Origin of the sequence: Micromonospora sp. NPDC048842 (assembly GCF_040649935.1) — a bacterium.
Taxonomy (GTDB): Bacteria; Actinomycetota; Actinomycetes; order Mycobacteriales; family Micromonosporaceae; genus Micromonospora; species Micromonospora hortensis.
Genome location: NZ_JBEZGK010000025.1, coordinates 15,024 through 32,257, shown reverse-complemented (window position 1 = coordinate 32,257; position 17,234 = coordinate 15,024). Strand labels below are relative to the sequence as shown.

General features: G+C 70.2%; 14 protein-coding genes. 4 read left to right on the top strand and 10 right to left on the bottom strand.

Annotated elements, in window-relative coordinates:
- The first annotated feature begins 280 nt into the window (after nucleotides 1–280).
- Nucleotides 281–670: a chorismate mutase gene (locus AB0C19_RS27195; protein ID WP_357189843.1), complete on the top strand. Its 390-nt coding sequence runs from the start codon at nucleotides 281–283 to the stop codon at nucleotides 668–670.
- Nucleotides 671–836: 166 nt separating this feature from the next.
- On the opposite strand, the gene AB0C19_RS27190 is transcribed toward AB0C19_RS27195, so the two are convergent.
- From AB0C19_RS27190 to AB0C19_RS27160, 7 genes are all read right to left on the bottom strand, one after another.
- Nucleotides 837–1,850, bottom strand: coding sequence for a dipeptide ABC transporter ATP-binding protein (locus AB0C19_RS27190; protein ID WP_091406370.1), 1,014 nt, complete (start codon nucleotides 1,848–1,850; stop codon nucleotides 837–839).
- Nucleotides 1,843–2,871: an ABC transporter ATP-binding protein gene (locus AB0C19_RS27185; RefSeq protein WP_238687860.1), complete on the bottom strand. Its 1,029-nt coding sequence runs from the start codon at nucleotides 2,869–2,871 to the stop codon at nucleotides 1,843–1,845. Before AB0C19_RS27185 ends, AB0C19_RS27190 begins: the two co-directional genes overlap by 8 nt.
- 26 nt (nucleotides 2,872–2,897) lie before the next feature.
- A complete protein-coding gene (locus AB0C19_RS27180; RefSeq protein WP_238687761.1) occupies nucleotides 2,898–3,866 on the bottom strand; it encodes an ABC transporter permease in 969 nt (322 codons plus the stop codon).
- Nucleotides 3,859–4,785, bottom strand: a complete 927-nt coding sequence (locus AB0C19_RS27175) for an ABC transporter permease (RefSeq protein ID WP_238677478.1) — start codon at nucleotides 4,783–4,785, stop codon at nucleotides 3,859–3,861. Before AB0C19_RS27175 ends, AB0C19_RS27180 begins: the two co-directional genes overlap by 8 nt.
- A 148-nt stretch (nucleotides 4,786–4,933) precedes the next feature.
- The gene (locus AB0C19_RS27170) at nucleotides 4,934–6,571 is read right to left on the bottom strand and encodes an ABC transporter substrate-binding protein (RefSeq protein ID WP_238687762.1); all 1,638 of its coding nucleotides are present in this window, start codon (nucleotides 6,569–6,571) and stop codon (nucleotides 4,934–4,936) included.
- A gap of 607 nt (nucleotides 6,572–7,178) precedes the next feature.
- Nucleotides 7,179–7,865 (bottom strand): response regulator transcription factor, encoded by a 687-nt coding sequence (locus AB0C19_RS27165; RefSeq protein ID WP_088950154.1) that lies wholly within the window; start codon nucleotides 7,863–7,865, stop codon nucleotides 7,179–7,181.
- Nucleotides 7,866–7,867: 2 nt separating this feature from the next.
- The gene (locus AB0C19_RS27160; RefSeq protein WP_357189939.1) at nucleotides 7,868–9,133 is read right to left on the bottom strand and encodes a PspC domain-containing protein; all 1,266 of its coding nucleotides are present in this window, start codon (nucleotides 9,131–9,133) and stop codon (nucleotides 7,868–7,870) included.
- A gap of 155 nt (nucleotides 9,134–9,288) precedes the next feature.
- On the opposite strand from AB0C19_RS27160, the gene AB0C19_RS27155 reads away from it, so the two are divergent.
- The 3 genes from AB0C19_RS27155 (at nucleotide 9,289) to AB0C19_RS27145 (ending at nucleotide 13,155) form a co-directional block, all read left to right on the top strand.
- On the top strand, nucleotides 9,289–11,064 hold the full coding sequence (locus AB0C19_RS27155; protein ID WP_357189839.1) for a PspC domain-containing protein: 1,776 nt from the start codon (nucleotides 9,289–9,291) through the stop codon (nucleotides 11,062–11,064).
- On the top strand, nucleotides 11,061–11,732 hold the full coding sequence (locus AB0C19_RS27150) for a hypothetical protein (protein WP_357189942.1): 672 nt from the start codon (nucleotides 11,061–11,063) through the stop codon (nucleotides 11,730–11,732). The genes AB0C19_RS27155 and AB0C19_RS27150 overlap by 4 nt, the downstream gene beginning before the upstream one ends.
- 169 nt (nucleotides 11,733–11,901) lie before the next feature.
- Nucleotides 11,902–13,155: a phosphatidylserine decarboxylase gene (locus tag AB0C19_RS27145; RefSeq protein WP_357189837.1), complete on the top strand. Its 1,254-nt coding sequence runs from the start codon at nucleotides 11,902–11,904 to the stop codon at nucleotides 13,153–13,155.
- Nucleotides 13,156–13,212: 57 nt separating this feature from the next.
- Here AB0C19_RS27145 and AB0C19_RS27140 read toward each other — a convergent pair whose 3' ends face one another.
- The 3 genes from AB0C19_RS27140 to AB0C19_RS27130 all read right to left on the bottom strand — a co-directional run bounded on the left by AB0C19_RS27140 (nucleotide 13,213) and on the right by AB0C19_RS27130 (nucleotide 17,221).
- Nucleotides 13,213–14,163 carry a CDP-alcohol phosphatidyltransferase family protein gene (locus AB0C19_RS27140; protein WP_238687766.1) on the bottom strand — a complete coding sequence of 317 codons (951 nt, stop codon included), beginning with the start codon at nucleotides 14,161–14,163 and terminating at the stop codon, nucleotides 13,213–13,215.
- 345 nt (nucleotides 14,164–14,508) lie between these two features.
- Nucleotides 14,509–15,444, bottom strand: coding sequence for an NUDIX domain-containing protein (locus AB0C19_RS27135; RefSeq protein WP_357189835.1), 936 nt, complete (start codon nucleotides 15,442–15,444; stop codon nucleotides 14,509–14,511).
- Between the two features lie 826 nt (nucleotides 15,445–16,270).
- Nucleotides 16,271–17,221, bottom strand: coding sequence for an NUDIX domain-containing protein (locus tag AB0C19_RS27130; RefSeq protein ID WP_357189833.1), 951 nt, complete (start codon nucleotides 17,219–17,221; stop codon nucleotides 16,271–16,273).
- Nucleotides 17,222–17,234 lie beyond the last annotated feature (13 nt).

Genomic DNA, 17,234 nt, shown 5'->3' with positions numbered 1-17,234 from the left:
TCAGCAGCTCGTGCCCGACGGCGCGCACCACCACCTGGCACGCCCACCGGCCGGAAAGGCGCCCTTCGCGGCGCGGAATGCTTGCGCACCCGGCAACGACGTGGGCATACTCGACGGCGTGATCGCTGTGCGCTTCTACTTTTACTATGGCACCGGGAGTCCGGCTGCCGTAGGTCGCGCCTGATCGATTCAGACCTGCTAAAGCCCCGGGCTCCTGGAGTCCGGGGCTTTTTCCGTCCCAGGTTCCGGGCACCGGGCACCACAGTGCGAGAGGTACCCGATGATGACAGACGTGATGGAGCAGAGCGGCAGCCCGATCCGACCGGGGCAGCCCGCCGCGCAGGAGGCTGAGCCGGCGGTGGCCACACCACCGACGGGCGCGGACGCCGAGCCGGCCGAGCAGCAGACCGGCACCCAGGAGCCGTCCGCCTCGGCGCGGATCGTGCAGATCAGGGAACGGATCGACGAGATCGACCACGCGTTGATCACGCTCTGGCAGGAGCGGGCCGCGTTGTCCCAGGAGGTCGGGGTGACCCGCATGGCGTCCGGTGGGACCCGCCTGGTGCTCTCCCGCGAACGGGAGATCCTGGAGCGGTTCCGGGTCGCGCTCGGCGCCGACGGCACCCAACTGGCCCTGCTGCTGCTCCGCGCGGGCCGTGGCCCGCTGTGAGCCGCCTCAGCCCGCGTTGATTGGGCCACCGCTACCCGGAGCCACACCGCCCGTCGTGCTTGCCGACGCCGAGTGGGCGGCCAGGTGCCGCGCGGCCGATCCGGGTCACTGACAGACGAAACCGCCTGCCGTCGTCGTGGCGACGGCGGCAGGCGGTTTCGGTGACTCACACCTCGTGGGTGGCGACGATCTCGCGCTTCTCCGCGAAGTGGCAGGCGCTCGGGTGGTCCGAGCCCCGACGGATCTCCAGCAGCGGGACCTGCTCGGCGCAGACGTCCTGCGCCTTCCAGCAGCGGGTCCGGAACCGGCAGCCCGACGGCGGGCTGATCGGCGACGGCACGTCACCCGTGAGCCGGATGATCGTCTTGTTGTTCCGCTGGGTCGGGTCCGGCACCGGCACCGCGGAGAGCAGCGCCTGGGTGTACGGGTGGGTCGGTCGCTCGTAGATCTCGTCCTCGGTGCCGATCTCGACGATCTTGCCGAGGTACATCACCGCGACCCGGTCCGAGAGGTGGCGGACCACCGACAGGTCGTGCGCGATGAAGACGTACGAGAGGCCGAACTCGCCCTGCAACTGCTCCAGCAGGTTCATGACCTGGGCCTGGATGGAGACGTCCAGCGCCGACACCGGCTCGTCGCAGACGATGATCTCGGGCCGCAGCGCGAGCGCGCGGGCGATGCCGATGCGCTGACGCTGACCGCCGGAGAACTGGTGCGGGTACCTGTTGATGTGCTCGGGGTTGAGCCCGACCAGGTCGAGAAGCTCGCGAACCTTGGCCCGGCGGCTGCCCTTCGGCGCCACCTCCGGGTGGATCTCGAACGGCTCGCCGAGCAGGTCACCGACGGTCATCCGCGGGTTCAGCGAGGTGTACGGGTCCTGCATGACCAGCTGGATCTGCCGGCGCAGACGTCGCAGCGCCCCACCGGACAGCTTCGAGATGTCCTGCCCCTTGTAGACCACGTTGCCGGCGGTCGGCTTCTCCAGGTTCATCAGCACCCGGGCAAGCGTCGACTTACCGCAGCCGGACTCGCCGACCACACCGAGCGTCTCACCGGCGCGCAGTCCGAACGAGACCCCGTCGACCGCCTTGACCTGGCCGACGGTCTTCTTGAACACCACACCCTGCGTGACGGGGTAGTGCTTGACCAGGTCATTGACCTCGAGGATGTTCTCAGACACGGTTCACCAGCTCCTCGGCGAAGTGGCAGGCGCTGGCCCGAGCGGGGCCGACCTGCAGCAGCGGCGGGACCTTCTCCCGGCACACCGGCTGAGCCATCGGGCACCGCGGGTTGAACGGGCAGCCCGGCGGGATGTTCATCAGGTTCGGCGGGAGGCCCTTGATCGTCCGGAGCTGCTGCCCCTTCTCGTCGAGGCGCGGGATCGAGTCGATCAGACCCAGCGTGTACGGGTGCGCCGGCTTGGCGTACAGCTCGTACACGTCGGCTTCCTCGACGATCCGGCCCGCGTACATGACAGCGATCCGGTCCGCGACGTCGGCGACCACGCCGAGGTCGTGGGTGATCAGGATCATGCCCATCTGCCGCTCGCGCTGAAGCTCGGCCAGCAGGTCCATGATCTGGGCCTGCACCGTCACGTCGAGGGCGGTGGTCGGCTCGTCCGCGATCAGCACCTCGGGGTCGAGCGCCAGCGACATCGCGATCATCGCGCGCTGCCGCATACCGCCAGAGAACTGGTGCGGGTAGTTGTTGAACCGGCCCTTGGCGTTCGGGATCTTGACCTGGTCGAGCATGTCGATCGCGCGCTTCTTGGCCTCCGCGCGGCTCATGCCCCGCCGGACCCGGAACTGCTCAGCGATCTGGAACCCGACGGTGAAGACGGGGTTCAGCGCGGAGAGCGCGTCCTGGAAGATCATCGCGATGCCCTCGCCGCGGATGCGGCGGCGCTCCTCGTCGGACATGCGGAGCATGTCCTTGCCGTGGAAGCGGACCTGCCCACCGGTGACGAAGCCGGGCGGCGTGTCGAGGATGCCCATGATGGTCTGCGCGGTGACGCTCTTACCGGAGCCGGACTCGCCGAGCACGGCGAGGGTCTCCCCCGCGTCGACGTGGTACGTGACCCCGTTGATGACCTTTGCGACGCCGTCCCGGGTGCGGAACTCCACCCGCAGGTCGTCGACCTCGAGCAGGCGGCCGGAGGGACGCCCGGACCCGCCGGGTCCCGGCGCTGACTGCTCGGACACGAGAATGTCGGACAACTGGATCTCCCCTAGCGGAGTTTCGGATCGAGGGCCTCGCGGACCGACTCACCGAGCATCACGAAGCTCAGCACTGCGGTGACGAGGAACGCGGCGGGGAAGAACACCAGCCCCGGCGCGACCCGGATGAACTGCTGCCCGTCGCTGATCATGATGCCCCAGGACACCACCGGCGACTTCAGACCGACGCCCAGGAACGACAGGGTGGCCTCGGCGCCGATGAACGAGCCGACCATGATCGTGCCGTACACCAGCAACGGGGCCAGGCAGTTCGGCAGCAGGTGCTTGAGGATGATCCGGCCGGTGCCAGCACCCAGTGCGCGGGCCGCCACGATGTAGTCGGCCTCCTTGGTGGCGAGCACCGAGGAGCGCATCAGTCGCATCACTACCGGCCAGCTCAGCACGATCAGGGACGCGGTCACCAGGCCCATGATCTTGTTCTTGCTGTTGCCGGCGCCCGAGCCGTTGAAGGTGGTCAGGATGACGATCGCGCCGAGCACGAAGGGCAGACCGAAGAAGACGTCGGCGATCCGGCTGAGCAGCGCGTCCACCCAGCCACCGCGGTAACCGGAGATGATGCCCATGGTTCCGCCGATGAGCAGGGTGCCCAGCACGGAGAGCACGGCGACCTGGATGGACGCACGCGCACCGTAGATGACGCGAGCGTAGACGTCACGGCCCTGCACGTCGTAGCCGAACCAGCCATTGGCCGACGGCTTGTCGAGGCTGCGGGACAGCGAGCCGTTGACCGCGTCGCCCGGGGCGAACAGCGCCGGGAAGGCCGCCATCAGCAGGAAGATCACGATCAGCGTGGCCGAGATCCAGAACAGCGGCTTGCGTCGCAGGTCCCGCCAGGCGTCGCCGAGCAGGCCGCGCGGCTTGTCGTTGCTCTGCGGCTGGCCCGCGGTGGCGGGGGCGGCGGAGTCGGTGGGGTGTGCGCCAGGGGTGCTGACGATCGATGCGGTACTCGGGTCACTCATAACGGATCCTCGGGTCCAGGGCGGCGTAGAGCAGGTCAACCAGCAGGTTCATCACGAGATAGACCAGCACCAGGACGACCACGATGCCTACTACGGTGGCGCTTTCCTTGGTGATGATCGCTCGGAAGACCTGGCGGCCGATCCCGTTGATGCCGAAGATTCCCTCGGTGACGATCGCGCCGCCCATCAGGGCGCCGAGGTCGGTGCCGAGCAGGGTCACCACCGGGATGAGCGAGTTGCGCAGCAGGTGCACACCAACGACTCGGCGCATCGGCAGGCCCTTGGCGATGGCGGTACGCACGTAGTCCGCGCGGCGGTTCTCCGCGATGCTCGTTCTTGCCACCCGTGCGATGTACGCCACTGACGCGCTGCCGAGCACGAAGCCGGGCACGATCAGCTCGGACCACCGCATCTCGGAGGAGACGGTCGGCTTGATGATGCCCCACTGCACACCCAGCAGCCACTGGAGCACGAAGCCGACCACGAAGACCGGCAGTGCGATCAGGAAGAGGGTGGAGACCAGGACCAGGTTGTCCAGGAAGCCGTTACGCCGCAGACCGCTCAGCACGCCGGCGCCGAGGCCGATCACGGCCTCGATGGCGAGCGCCACGACGGCCAGCTTCAGGGTGTTCGGGTACGAAGTCAGGATGATGTCGCTGATCTCGCGCTGCGAGAACGTCTGACCGAAGTCGCCCTGGAGCAGGTTCTTCATGTAGTTGGCGTACTGCACGAAGACGTTCTGGTCGAGGTGGTACTTCTCGGTCATGAAGGCGATGTACTGGTCCGGGCAGCGACGCTCACCGCACTTGCCGGCGAACGGATCGCCCGGAACGGCCCAGACGAGCCAGTAGATCAGGAACGTCGTACCGATGAAGACCGGCACGAGTTGGAGCAGCCGTCTCAACAGATAACGGCCCATGGGGTGGTCCTCCAGACAGGGGGCGCGTCGGACGGCCGACACGGTGGTGACAACGTGCGAGTGGAGTGTTGTAACACCCAATCGCGGAACGGCCCCGGGTCGGGCTCACCGGATGTGGCGAGCCCGACCCGGGGTCAGACCGTTCGGATCAGAGCTCGACCGAGGTGATGTCGATCTCGCCGACGTTGTTCAGCTCGAGCTTCTTGATCTTCTCCGAGTGGCCGGACTGCTGACCGTAGAAGTAGACCGGGATGCTCGGGACGTCCTGGTCGACCTTCTCGACCGCCTTGGCGAACGCCTCGTGCGAGGCCTCCAGGCTCGGAGCGCCGCTGGCCTGCTTGGCAAGAGCGTCGACCTCGGGGTTGCTGTAGAGGCCGTCGTTCGAGGAGCCGTTGGTGATGAACAGCGGGTTGACCCAGTTCTCGACGTCCGGGTAGTCCTGCTGCCAGGCAGCGCGGTACGGGCCGTTCATCTTGTGGGCGTTGATGTTCTGGCGGAACACCGCGAAGGTCGGCACACCCTCGGCCCGGGCGTTGATGTTGAGGTTGGTCTTGATCTGCTGCGCGACGGCGTCCATCCAGTCCTTGTGGGCGGAGTCCGCGTTGTAGTAGAAGACCATCTCACCGCTGAAGCCACCGGCCTCGGCGAGCAGCGTCTTGGCCGTGGCCGGGTCGAACTTGCAGGCGGTGCAGTTGCCCGGCTTGGCGCCCGGGGTCAGCGGGTTCGCCCAGCTGTCGGCCGGCTTGCGGGTGCCGAAGAAGATCTTGTCGGAGATCTCCTGCCGGTTGACCGCCAGCGACACCGCACGACGCAGCTTCGGGTTCTGGAAGCGCTTGTCGTAGATCGGGAACGCGATGAACGCGGTCGACGGCGTGACGGTCGAGCGGCCCCGGTCACCGAGGTCGGTCTTCCACTTGTCGCCGGCGAGCGCCGAGGTGGGGACAACCTCCATGAAGTCGAGGTTGTTGGCCAGCAGATCGGCGTAGGCCGCGTTGTCGTCCTGGTACAGCTTGACGTCGACGTCCTTGACCTTCATCTTGTCGCGAAGGTTGTAGTCGTCGAAGCGCGTCAGCTTGATGAGGGAGTTGTCCTCCCACGACACGAACTTCACCGGGCCGTTGGCGATCGGCTTGCGGCCGAACTCTTCCGGCTTCATGGTGAAGAACACGTCCGGCAGCGGCATGAAGGCGCTGTAGCCGAGCTTGGTCGGGAAGACCGCGGTCGGCGCCGCCAGGGTGACCTCGAAGGTCTGGTCGTCGATGACCTTCAGGCCGGACATCTTGTCGGTCGTCGGCGTCGGGGCCTTCTTCGGGCCGTCCGCGCCATCCGGGTCCGTGGTGTAGGTCTGGTCGAAGCCCGCGATGTCCGCGAAGAAGGTGCCGTTCTGCGCACCGTTCGGCGAGTAGGCGGCCCAGTTCCAGGCGTCGACGAAGTTCTTCGCCTTGACCTCGGTACCGTCGTGGAACTTGGTACCGGCCTTGATCTTGATCGTGAAGACCTTGGAGTCCGTGGTGTTGATGGACTCCGCAAGCGCGTTACGCGGGGCCCCACCGTCGTTCGGGTACTCGACCAGGCCAGTGAAGAGCCAGTCGATGATCTTGCCGCCACCGGTCTCCGTGGTGTTCGACGGGACCAGCGGGTTCTCCGGCTGGACGCCGTGAACAACGATCGAGCCATCCGCGCTGGCGGCAGTTTCGTCGCCGCCGCCGCTCGAGCAACCGCTCGCGACAAGCGCGGCAGCCGCGCTGAGCGCGATGGCGCTCGTCGCCCGCTTCGAGACTCTCATTCCGAGGGGCCTCCTCTTTCTAACCAGGTTCCGTCGTGGGTTTCACGCACGTTTGGGGGTGACACCGCCCGACCACCCCGGGGGCGCGGGTCGCCGGGACCACAGGGAAGTTGGGGACACCCCTGATGTTCCGATCCGCCGGGCTCCCCCACCAACGAGGCTTGGCACGACGCAATCGACACAGCCACGGGCCGCCGAGATCGGCGGAATCGTGGTCGTGGGGCGTACGGAGTGCCACACACCGATGGTGAGGTGCTGCCACTGTGACACCCACTGGCCTCTTCCGTGAAGGTGCCGTTATCAAGCCGTTAGTTGCCCGCCACGTTGCCGATACTTGAAAAATGATCATAAAACGCCCGACGCGGGCGGCACTGAGCAGGAAATACGTTGCGCCACCCGAACAGTCGGCCTCGGCCCCTGCGTGAGCCCCGAGGTCACCCGAGCCCGGTGGGACGTCCATCACCACTCACGTTTCGAGCCATCCGGATGAGGGCCCCCACGGCTACCCGGACACGATCATCGGCTGGGTGTACGAGGGCGCGCCGGACGTTTCTCTGATCCTCGCCGGTGCCGACGCGCCGTCTCCTCGCCGGTAAACGACGCGCCGTCACACGAGGCGGCGATCCGCCGCCCAACGGGAGAGCTCGTAGCGGTTGGACATCTGAAGCTTGCGCAGCACGTTCGACACGTGCGTCTCCACAGTCTTGATGGAGATGAACAGCTCCTTGGCGATCTCCTTGTACGCGTACCCCCGGGCCAGCAGCCGCAGCACCTCACGCTCACGGTTGGTGAGCTGGTCCAGCTCCGGGTCGGCCACCGGCGCGTCCGGCCGGGCCGCGAAGGCGTCCAGCACGAACCCGGCCAGCCGTGGGCTGAACACCGCGTCCCCGTCGGCCACGCGACGGATCGCGGCAGCCAACTCGTCCGGGGAGATGGTCTTTGTGACGTACCCACGGGCGCCGGCACGGATCAACCCGATCACGTCCTCCGCCGCGTCGGAGACGCTCAACGCGAGGAACTTGACCTGCGGGTGCGTACGCCGCATCGCCTCCAGCACCGCACGACCGCCACCGTCGGGCATGTGCACGTCGAGCAGCACCACGTCCGGGCCGACGGCGGCGATCCGGGTGACCGCCTCGGCCACGGTGCTCGCCTCGCCCACCACCTCGACGTGGGCGCCCAGCTCCGCGCGCACCCCGGCTCGGAACATGGCGTGGTCGTCCACCAGGAACACCCGCAGCCGCTCGGGGCGGGCCTCCGCCGGGTCGAGGTGCTCGGTCGACTGCTCGGCCATGGTCATCTGTTCCTCTCCGCTGCGGACGAGTCCCGGGAGATCGGCAGGATCAACCGGACCTCGGTCCCCTCCCCCGGGCCGGACCGTATTTCGGCCCGTCCGCCGTGCCGCTTCATCCGCCCGATGATCGAGCCGCGTACGCCGTGCCGGTGGTCCTCCACGGTATCCGGATCGAAGCCCTCCCCCCGGTCCCGGACGAAGACACTGACCTGATCCGGTTCCACCTCGGCGTAGAGCGACACGGTCTGCACGCCGGCGTGCCGGGCCGCGTTCACCAATGCCTCCCGCGCTGCCGCGACCAGCGCCCCGACCTTCTCATCGGTCTCCCGGTCCCCCACCACCACCGTCTCCACGCTGATCGCGAAGGTGTCCTCGACCTCGGCCGCCGCCTGCTCCAGAGCGGCGGCGAAGCGCTCGCTCGGCGAAGCGGTCGGCTTGTAGAGCCAGTTGCGCAGCGAACGCTCCTGCCCTCGGGCCAGCCGCTGCACCGTCTTGACGTCGCCGGCGTTGCGCTGGATCAGCGCCAACGTGTGCAGCACCTGGTCGTGCACCATCGCTGCCAACTCGGCCCGCTCCTGCTCGCGGATGCGCCCCTCGCGCTCCGAGCGGAGCTGGCTGTACGTCCGCCAGAGCACCGGCGCGGCGACCACGCCGACGCCCGCCAGCCCGACCAACGCGAAGATCACGCCATTGATCACCGCGTCGAAGTTCTGTGCCGGTGAGTAGACGGCCGCGACGCCGATGATGCCGACCGCGACCAGCACTCCCCCGCCGATGAACCGCAGCACGAAGGCCCGCCGGTCGCTCTCCTCGACGACCGCGCCGAGCCAGGGCACCGGCATGGCCTCGCCCCACTGTCGCCGCCGCTCGGGCGCGGACTGGTGCCAGATGACCCCGGCGCCGACCGCGATGATTGCCACCAGCCAGCCGGCGGTGCCCGCCGCGCCGACCGAGTCGAAGACCATCACCTGGATCAACAGGACACCGAGCCCGATCCCCACGAACGGCAGGAGTTGGGCGACGTCCCGCCGGGGCGGCACGGCTGTGTCACCGGGTCGCAGCGGCACCACCGCCCAGAAGGCCGCGTAGAGCAGCAGGCCGAGCCCGCTCAGCCCGAGCAGGACCATGAACGCGACGCGCACCCGCAGCACCGAGATGCCGAGATGGTCGGCGATACCCGCGGCGACACCGGCGGCCATCCGGTGTTCCGGGGCGCGGTACAGGCGCGGGGGCGAGGTCACGGTGCTGATCGGAGGCTCCCTGGTCACTGTGGCGGACAGGTCGAGGTCGGTGACTCGATCGTCACACGCTGCGGCGTCCGCGACCACGGGGACGCCCCCGACATTCCGGCCGCCGGATCTCAGGGTGGGGTCAGGGTCGGGTCCTGAGGTCGTTCGGGTGGACCGGGCAGCAGGATCGAAGCATGACCGAGGAAGCTGCCCCGCCGCCCCGACCGGGGTCGGCACAGCCGGGCGGTTCAGCACCGCCCCCGCCCACCACCACGCCCACCGAATGGACCGAGCCCAGCACGTTCGGTCCGCACGCCGGCACCGACGCGACCGCCGGCACCGCGCCCGGCGAGCCGGCCGGCGGCTACGCGCCGTCCACGTCGGGCTACGGCCCAGGCCCGGGGTTCGCGGCGGGCACCGGCTACGGACCGGGCGGCACACCACCCGGGCCGGGTGGTCCCGGTCCGTCCGCGCCGCCACCGCCGCTGGGCGGCACCGGCTTCACCTCGCGGTACGGGCTGGTCCGGCCGCGCGAGGGGCGGTATCTGGCCGGTGTCTGCGCGGCGATCGGGCGCGCCACCAACACCGATCCGGTGCTCTGGCGGGTGTTGCTCGCAGTGCTCGGGTTCTTCGGGGGCATCGGCATCCTGGTATACGTCGCCGCCTGGCTGATCATCCCGAACGAGGGCGACACCGCATCCCCCGTCGAGTCCATGCTCGGTCGCGGTCGCTCCAGCATGTCCCCGGTGACGGTGATCGTCCTGGGCATCCTGGTCGCGGCCAGCTTCGCGTACATCGTCACCGACGCCTTCCGCGCGGTGCTGCTCGGCGCGGCCATCCTGGTCGCCGGCGCGCTCCTGCTCAACCGGGACGGCCGCAATCCACGGCCCGGCACCCCGGGTGGTCCGGCGCCCGCCGCACCGTCCGGCGCGGTCGTCCCACCGGTGACCTGGCCGTCGTACGGCGCGGCGCCGTCGACCGGCCCAGCGGCGACGCCGCCGATGTTCGGCACCGGTCCGGGGTACGCCACCGCGACGACGGGGGCGGCGCCCACAGTCACCATCCCGGCGTACGACGCGCCGCCGACCAGCGCGACGCAGCCGTTGCCCGGGGTCGGCCCGGTGTCCGGGTATCCGGCCGGCACGACGGCTGCCCAGCCTGGCTGGCCGAGCACCGCGATGCCCAGCGCCGGTTGGCCGTCGGCACCCGTGAGCAGCACACCCGCTGCCCCGGCCGGCTATCCGACAGCCCCGCCGCCCTCCGGTTACCGCCCTCCGTTCGCGCCGCACGGCCCGTACGCTTCGCCGACCCCGGCTCCGCCTCCTCCGCCCAAGCCGCCGAAGCCGCCGAAGCGGCCCAAGGAGCGCTCGCCGCTCGGCGCGGTGACCTTCTCGCTGATCTTCCTGGTGCTCGGTCTGGTCGCCCTACTCGACCTGCTGGACGTCTTCGCCATCAGCGCCTCGGCGTACTTCGCGGCCGCGCTGGCCACGATCGCCCTCGGCCTGCTGGTCGGCACGTGGTTCGGGCGGGCGCGCTGGCTCATCGCGCTCGGTCTGGTGACCGCGGCGGCGCTGGGCACAGCGACCGTGGCCGAGTCCTACGACCGGATCCGGGGGGTCGACGGCGCGGTGACCTGGGCGCCCACCGACTACCGCGACCTGGCGGACCGGTACGAGAACAGCTTCGGTGACGCCGTGCTCGACCTGCGCGGGATCGACTTCGCGAAACGGGACAGCCAGGTGACAGTGGCCGTCAACTTTGGCCAGGCGACAGTCGTCGTGCCGCCGAACGTGGACGTCACCACAGTGGCCGACGTCAACGCGGGTGACGCCACGGTCTTCGGCAACCGCTCGGGCGGGCTGGACGGCCGCCTGCGGGAATCCACCGACGTCGGCGCGGACGGGCCCGGCGGCGGGACCCTGCGCCTCTACATCCATGTCAATGCCGGCAACCTGGAGGTGACCCGGTGAAGGCTCACCGCACGGATCTGGTGTCGTTCGCCTTCGGGCTCGTGTTCCTGGCGCTGTCCGCCTGGTGGCTGCTCGCCCAACTGCTCGGGCTCGCGCTGCCGCCGGTCGGCTGGTTCCTGGCCGGCGCACTCATCCTGATCGGGGTCTTCGGGCTGGTCGGCGCGCTGCGTTCGGGTCGACCGAACCAGCCGGAGCCGATTGCCGAGGCCGGTCCCGCCGAGGCGGTAGCGCCCGTCTCCGGCACGTCCGTCTCCGGCGCGCCCGTCTCCGGTGCCGCAATGTCGACGTCCGGCGCCCCCCTGCCGGACTGGGAAGCCGAACGGTCCACCTGGGACACTCCCTCCTCCGACCCGACGCTCGTCTCCGACCCGACGCCCTCCTCGGACCCGACGCTCTTCGCGGACCGGACGGTGGAGACGCCGACCACCGAGGTGCGGGCGTCCGACGTGCCGGCCACCGACGTGATCCACCCGGCCTGGCTGGCTCATCCGCCGGCGGAGCCGCCGACCGAGCCCTTCCCCGGCAACGGAGACGACGAGCCGACCACCGGGAACCTCGCCCGCCCGGCCTCGTCGGAGGGGGACGAGCCGACCAGATCCGACCAACCAGTCGAGGCCGTCGGCGACCGGCCGGGTGACGAGCGGGAGGGTCCGCGCAGGGAAGCCTGACCTCGGGCGGCCGTCCGCGTCGATCCACCGCATCCCCACGGCGGTGCGGCCGGCGCGGACGGACGCATATGCTGGCTGGTGGAGATCTCGCCTCCGCCGGCCGGCCCGTCCCGCCCATGCCGGTCCCGCCGCGATTCCCGTCTCTACCCCCGTCAGGAGCCCGCCCGACATGACCCAGTCCCCCGCCGTGCGTACCACCGGCCGGTCCGGTCCGGTCCGCATCGGCGAGCGAGCCGCCCGTACCCTCGTCGCCGAGCTGGCCCGGATCAACGACCCCAAGGCCGCCCTGCTGGTCGGGGTCACCCCGGACTCCGCGGTGCTGGCCGCGGCGGTCGATGCGCTGCTCCCCGGTGACCGGCTCACCGTGGTGCCCGCCGAGCCGTTCGGCGCTGCGGCGCTCCGCGAGCACGTCACAGCCCAGGGCCGCTGGGTCGCCGACCGGGTGAGCGTCGTCGACTCGCTGGCCGAAGCCGAGGCCGCCGCCGTCGTCATCGCCGGTGAGGCGTTCACCGGCACCGCCGAGGCAACCCGCGGCGGCGTCGAGGGGTTGGCCAAGTACCTGACCGACGGGGCGGTACTGAGCGTGGCGACCGTCGCCGCCCCCGGCCGGACCGAGGGTGCCGCCGCCGAGCTGGCCCGACAGGACGCCCTCTACGGCGTCGGCGCCGATCTGGTGCTGCGTAACTCGCCACCGGTGCGGGTCTACCGACTGCGGTTCACCCCGGCCAGCCCGGCCACTGCCGACAGCCTGGCCCCCGCGTACCGGCCGTCGAGCGTGCCGGTGACCCGGAGCATGCACATCGACTCCAACGGTGTGGCGGCGGCGGGCATCGCGCTGGGCCTCGCGGCGCTGGCCCGGGTGGCACGCCCGTCGTCCAAGCTGTGGCTGCTGCCGGCCCTGGCCGCCGGGCCGGTCGCCGCGTTCTTCCGGGATCCCGAACGGGACGTGCCGGAGGACCCGAGCGCGGTGGTCGCCAGCGCGGACGGGAAGGTCCTGTCGGTGCAGCGGCTGCACGACGAGCGCTTCGGCGACGGCGAGTGGCTGCGGATCGCTGTGTTCCTGTCGGTGCTGGACGTGCACGTCAACCGCGCCCCGGTCGCCGGCAAGGTGGTGGACTACTTCGTCGCCGATGGCGGCTTCGTCAACGCGATGAAGCCGGACGCCGAGCACAACGTCGCCGCGTACACAGTGCTGGACACCGCTCACGGCACTGTGGTGGTCGCGCAGCGGACCGGGCTGATCGCCCGTCGGATCGTGCAGCGCGCGCCGATCGGCGCGCTGCTGGCGAAGGGCGAGCGCTTCGGGCTGATCCGGTTCGGTTCCCGGACCGACGTCTACCTGCCCGCCGATGCCGCGGACCCGCTGGTCGGGCCGGGCGACAAGGTGGTCGGCGGGTCCACTGTCATCGCCCGCTGGCGCTGACCCGCGAACGAGGAACGGGGCGCCGCTGTCCGCGGCGCCCCGTTCTGTCTGCTCAAATCAGGCGGTACGACGTTGCCGCAGCCAGAGAACCGGCCCGCTGACCAGGTAACCCACCACGATCAGGGCGAACGTGAGCCGAATGTCGACCAGCGCGCCGATCACCGGGGCCAGCCAGAGCCACGGCGGCAGCTTCACCAGGCGGGCGAGCTTGGCGTACGGGAAGCTCGACACCATCGCGAAGGCCAGCAGCGCCACCCCGGCGACCAGCACGGCACCAGGCACCGGCAGGCCGATCGCCACTGTCACGGCGAGCACCGCGGCCGCCATGGTGGTCGGCACTCCGCAGAAGAACCTGCCGTCCTTCGGCGAGACGTTGAAGCGGGCCAGTCGAATCGCGGCACACGCCGCGACCAGTGCGCACGCCACTGCCGCCGCCGCCGTGGAGACGGAACCGGCGAGCGAGGCGTAGACCACTACCGGCGCGGCGAGACCGAACGAGCACATGTCGGCCAGTGAGTCCATCTGCGCGCCGAACGGGCTGGCCACCCCGAGCCGTCGGGCCAGCGCGCCGTCCAGACCGTCGAAGCCGACGCACGCGATCAGACAGAGCGCCGCCATGCGCACCTCGCCCTGCATGGCCAGGAAGATGGCCAGCATGCCGAGCATCAGGCTGGCCAGCGTGCAGGCGTTGACCAGGGCGAACTTCATCCGGCGCGCCATGGTGCGCTCGCCGGGGAGCAGTGGGATCGAGTGGGCCTCGTCGGTCTGCGTCATCGGCGGCATCGCCGGGCTGACCGGCATGACCGCGTCGACGTGGGCTCGGTCCAGGCCCAGTGTCGGGTCCACGCCCAGTGTCGGCCGGCTGAGCCGGTCCAGGCCGTAGCGACGGCGCTGCCGATCGGCGTACCGGTGCTCGGTCGGGGCCAGGTCGGCCGGGTGCAGGTCGCCGTCACGGCGACCGACCCGGACCAACAGCACCTGGCGGGCGAACGTGCTGCTGCGGCGCAACCGGCCCGCCCAGCGACGCCCTGCGGGGCGCGGACTGTCAGTAGTACGACGCCGGCGCCATGGGGCTCTCGGCACGTTTCCTCCATCACCGGATCTGCTGACCGCCACGTGGCGGGTGTCCGGCTGTCTCGTGCCGGACCTTGCATGGCCCGGCAGCCGTTTTGCGGAGTACACCATCGCATAGGGGAACATGGCTTGGCGATAGCTGCCGGCGGTACTTATATCTGGCGTAAACCGCTCGAACCGCTCGCTTGTTCCCATCCCGGGCTTCATCGCCCGTTTCCTCCATCATTCCCGCCTTTGACTGTACCGGAGGGTCACCAACTCGGCTCACCGAGCGGGGTGCTATCGGCCACTCTGTCCGATTGCCACGGCGGCGATGTCGCTCAACGGCAGGTCAGTCGCCTCGTCGCGGGTGAACCACCCCGCCCGAGCCGTCGACCCTCCGGCGGACTCCGTGACCACCGCGTCGGTAGGTACGTCCACCAGCACCCGATAGATCACCCGTACGCCATGCCAGTCCAGAGGCCGGCCCTCTGGCCCCAGCGCGGCGGGGTTGTGCAGGTTGTTGACGCCGAGAAGCTCCACGACCCGGCCCACCTGCCCGCCCTCCTCGACCAACTCCCGCAGCAACCCGGTGGCCGGCTGTTCGCCGTGATCGGTGCCACCGCCGGGCAGGTGCCACAGACCGGCCCCCGGGTAGCCCTCCGAGATCTGGGTGAGCAGGATCCGTCCAGCGGGGTCGGTGACCAGCCCGTACGCCCCGAAGCGCAGCCGACGGTCAGGGTGCTGCGGCGAGAACAGGTCCCGCGACTGGTGCGCTGCCGGCGGCAGATGGGTGACCGGCAGGCCGAGCGTCTCGGCGGTGAACGGGGTCAGCGGCAACCGCGCCAGCTCCTGCAGCGAAAGCCAGCAAACTTGGTCAACCAGACCAGCCCCGCCGCTCCGCAATTCGCCCCCGGGCCCCGCGCCCTCAAGCCGCGCGTCTTGGGGAGTGTCGAGCTCGAACAACAGCCGGTCGGTGTGAAGCGCGGCCTTGCCCTCCGAGAAGGTGGCCACATCGGCGACCACCGTGAGTAGTCGCGTCACCGCGACCGTCAGCCCAGCCTGCTCGGCGACCTGGCGGACCACGGCGCGCTCCGGGTCCTCGGCATGCGCGACGGCACCGCCCGGCAACCGCCAGACCCCGGGAAACTCACCGTCCACCCCGTCCCGAACCACCAAGACCCGGCCTGAGTCCCGCAAGAGCCCATAGGCCCCGACTCGCCGCGTGAATTGCACCTTCGCTCGCCCCCCGCTTCGCACTCACAACTGTTGATCATGAAGTTATCGCCGTCCATCTCGTGTTCCGACAATAACTTCATGATCAATCCAAGGCAGTGCACGGGAAACCCGCAGAGCTTGGCGAGCCGGAGCGTTCGGGCCGAGGTAGCCACCTCTTACCCGACGACCGATTAGCCCCGTCAAGACCCATTCAGCCAGTTTTGCGACTAGCCCGCTTCACTCCATTAGCCCTCATTGTGGAGTCCATTCACATCGCGGGCGTCGAGACGAGCGCTGATCAACTCGGGTTCACGGAAGGCGCGGTATTCCAGGGCCCCGGACACCGCGCCTTCAAGGAACCCGAGTGGATCACAGGCCGAAAGCATGGACCCACAGAAGCCAGACGACTCCTCGGCCGGCGCCGAGGGCCCCTGCCCGGGATACCCGGGCGGAACCCCTCAGTGGGCTGTCCCCCAGCTCAAGATCGCGCAATATCCAGGATGTAGTGGCATCGGCGCGTTGCTGAGGCCACTACATCAGTGTTCGAGCACGATCTTGCGCGTGGCGCGTGGCGCGTGGCGCGTGGCGCGTGGCGCGTGGCGCGTGGCGCGTGGCGCGTGGCGCGTGGCGCGAGGCGCGAGGCCCGAGGCCCGAGGCCCGAGGCCCGAGGCCCGAGGCCCGAGGCCCGAGGCCCGAGGCCCGAGACCCGAGGCCCGAGGCCCGAGGCCCGAGGCGCGACGGCGCGACGCCCGACGGCGCGAGACCCGAGACCCGAGGCGCGAGACCCGAGACCCGAGACCCGAGGGCGCGGCACGGCGCTGGCGCCTCGGGGACCGGTCGGGGGTCAGGTGAGTTGGGCGGCTTGGACTGCTTCGGCGGTCACCTCGGTGAGGCGGTCGGTGGGGAGGGCGCCCAGCTCTTCGCGGCCGAACCAGCGGGCCTCGCAGGTGGAGCCGCCCACGTCGGCCACTGTCAGTGGGTTGGGCTGGTCGACGACGACCCGGTAGAAGGCGCGTACGCCGTGCCAGTCGATCGGGTAGCCCTCGGGGCCGAGTGAGGCGGCGTCGCGGTGGCTGGCGACGCCGAGCAGCTCGACGAGGCGGCCGGCCTGGCCGGTTTCTTCGATCAGCTCTCGGATGAGTGCCGCGCCGGGCTGTTCGCCGTAGTCGGTGCCGCCGCCGGGCAGGTGCCAGCAGCCAGCGCCGGGGTAGCCGTCGGAGATGCGGGTGAGCAGCACTCGGCCGGCGGGGTCGGTGCAGACCGCGTACGCGGCGAAGCGCTGGGCCCGGTGCAGCCCGTCGGGGCCGGGCACGGCGTAGAAGGAGGGGAACTCGGGTGCCTCGTCGGGCACCACGTCGGCCGAGGAGGGGGGCAGCCCGAGGGCGCGTGCGGTGAACGAGCGCAGCGGCAGCTCGCGCGCCTCGTCGAGGGTGTACCACCGGGCCAGGTCGGTGGGGCGCTCGCCGACCCGGTCGGCGAGGGTGCCACCACGCACTGCCACCCGGTAGATCAGCCGGTCGGTGTGGATGGTGATGCCGCGGTCGGGGAGTGCCCGCATGTCGGCGAGCACGTCGGCGAGGCCGGAGACGGCGACGGAGAGGCCGGTTTCGGCGGCGGTCTCGCGGACGACTGTGTGGTTCGGGTCCTCGCCGTGGTCGACCGCCCCGCCGGGCAGCGACCACGCGCCGGGGGTGCCGGAGCGCTCCGATGCGCGGACCAGCAAGACTCGGCCGCTTGAATCAGCACAAACTGCGTATGCCGCGATCCTGCGGAGCGGCTTGAGCAAGGTGGTCACGGAAGCAAATTCT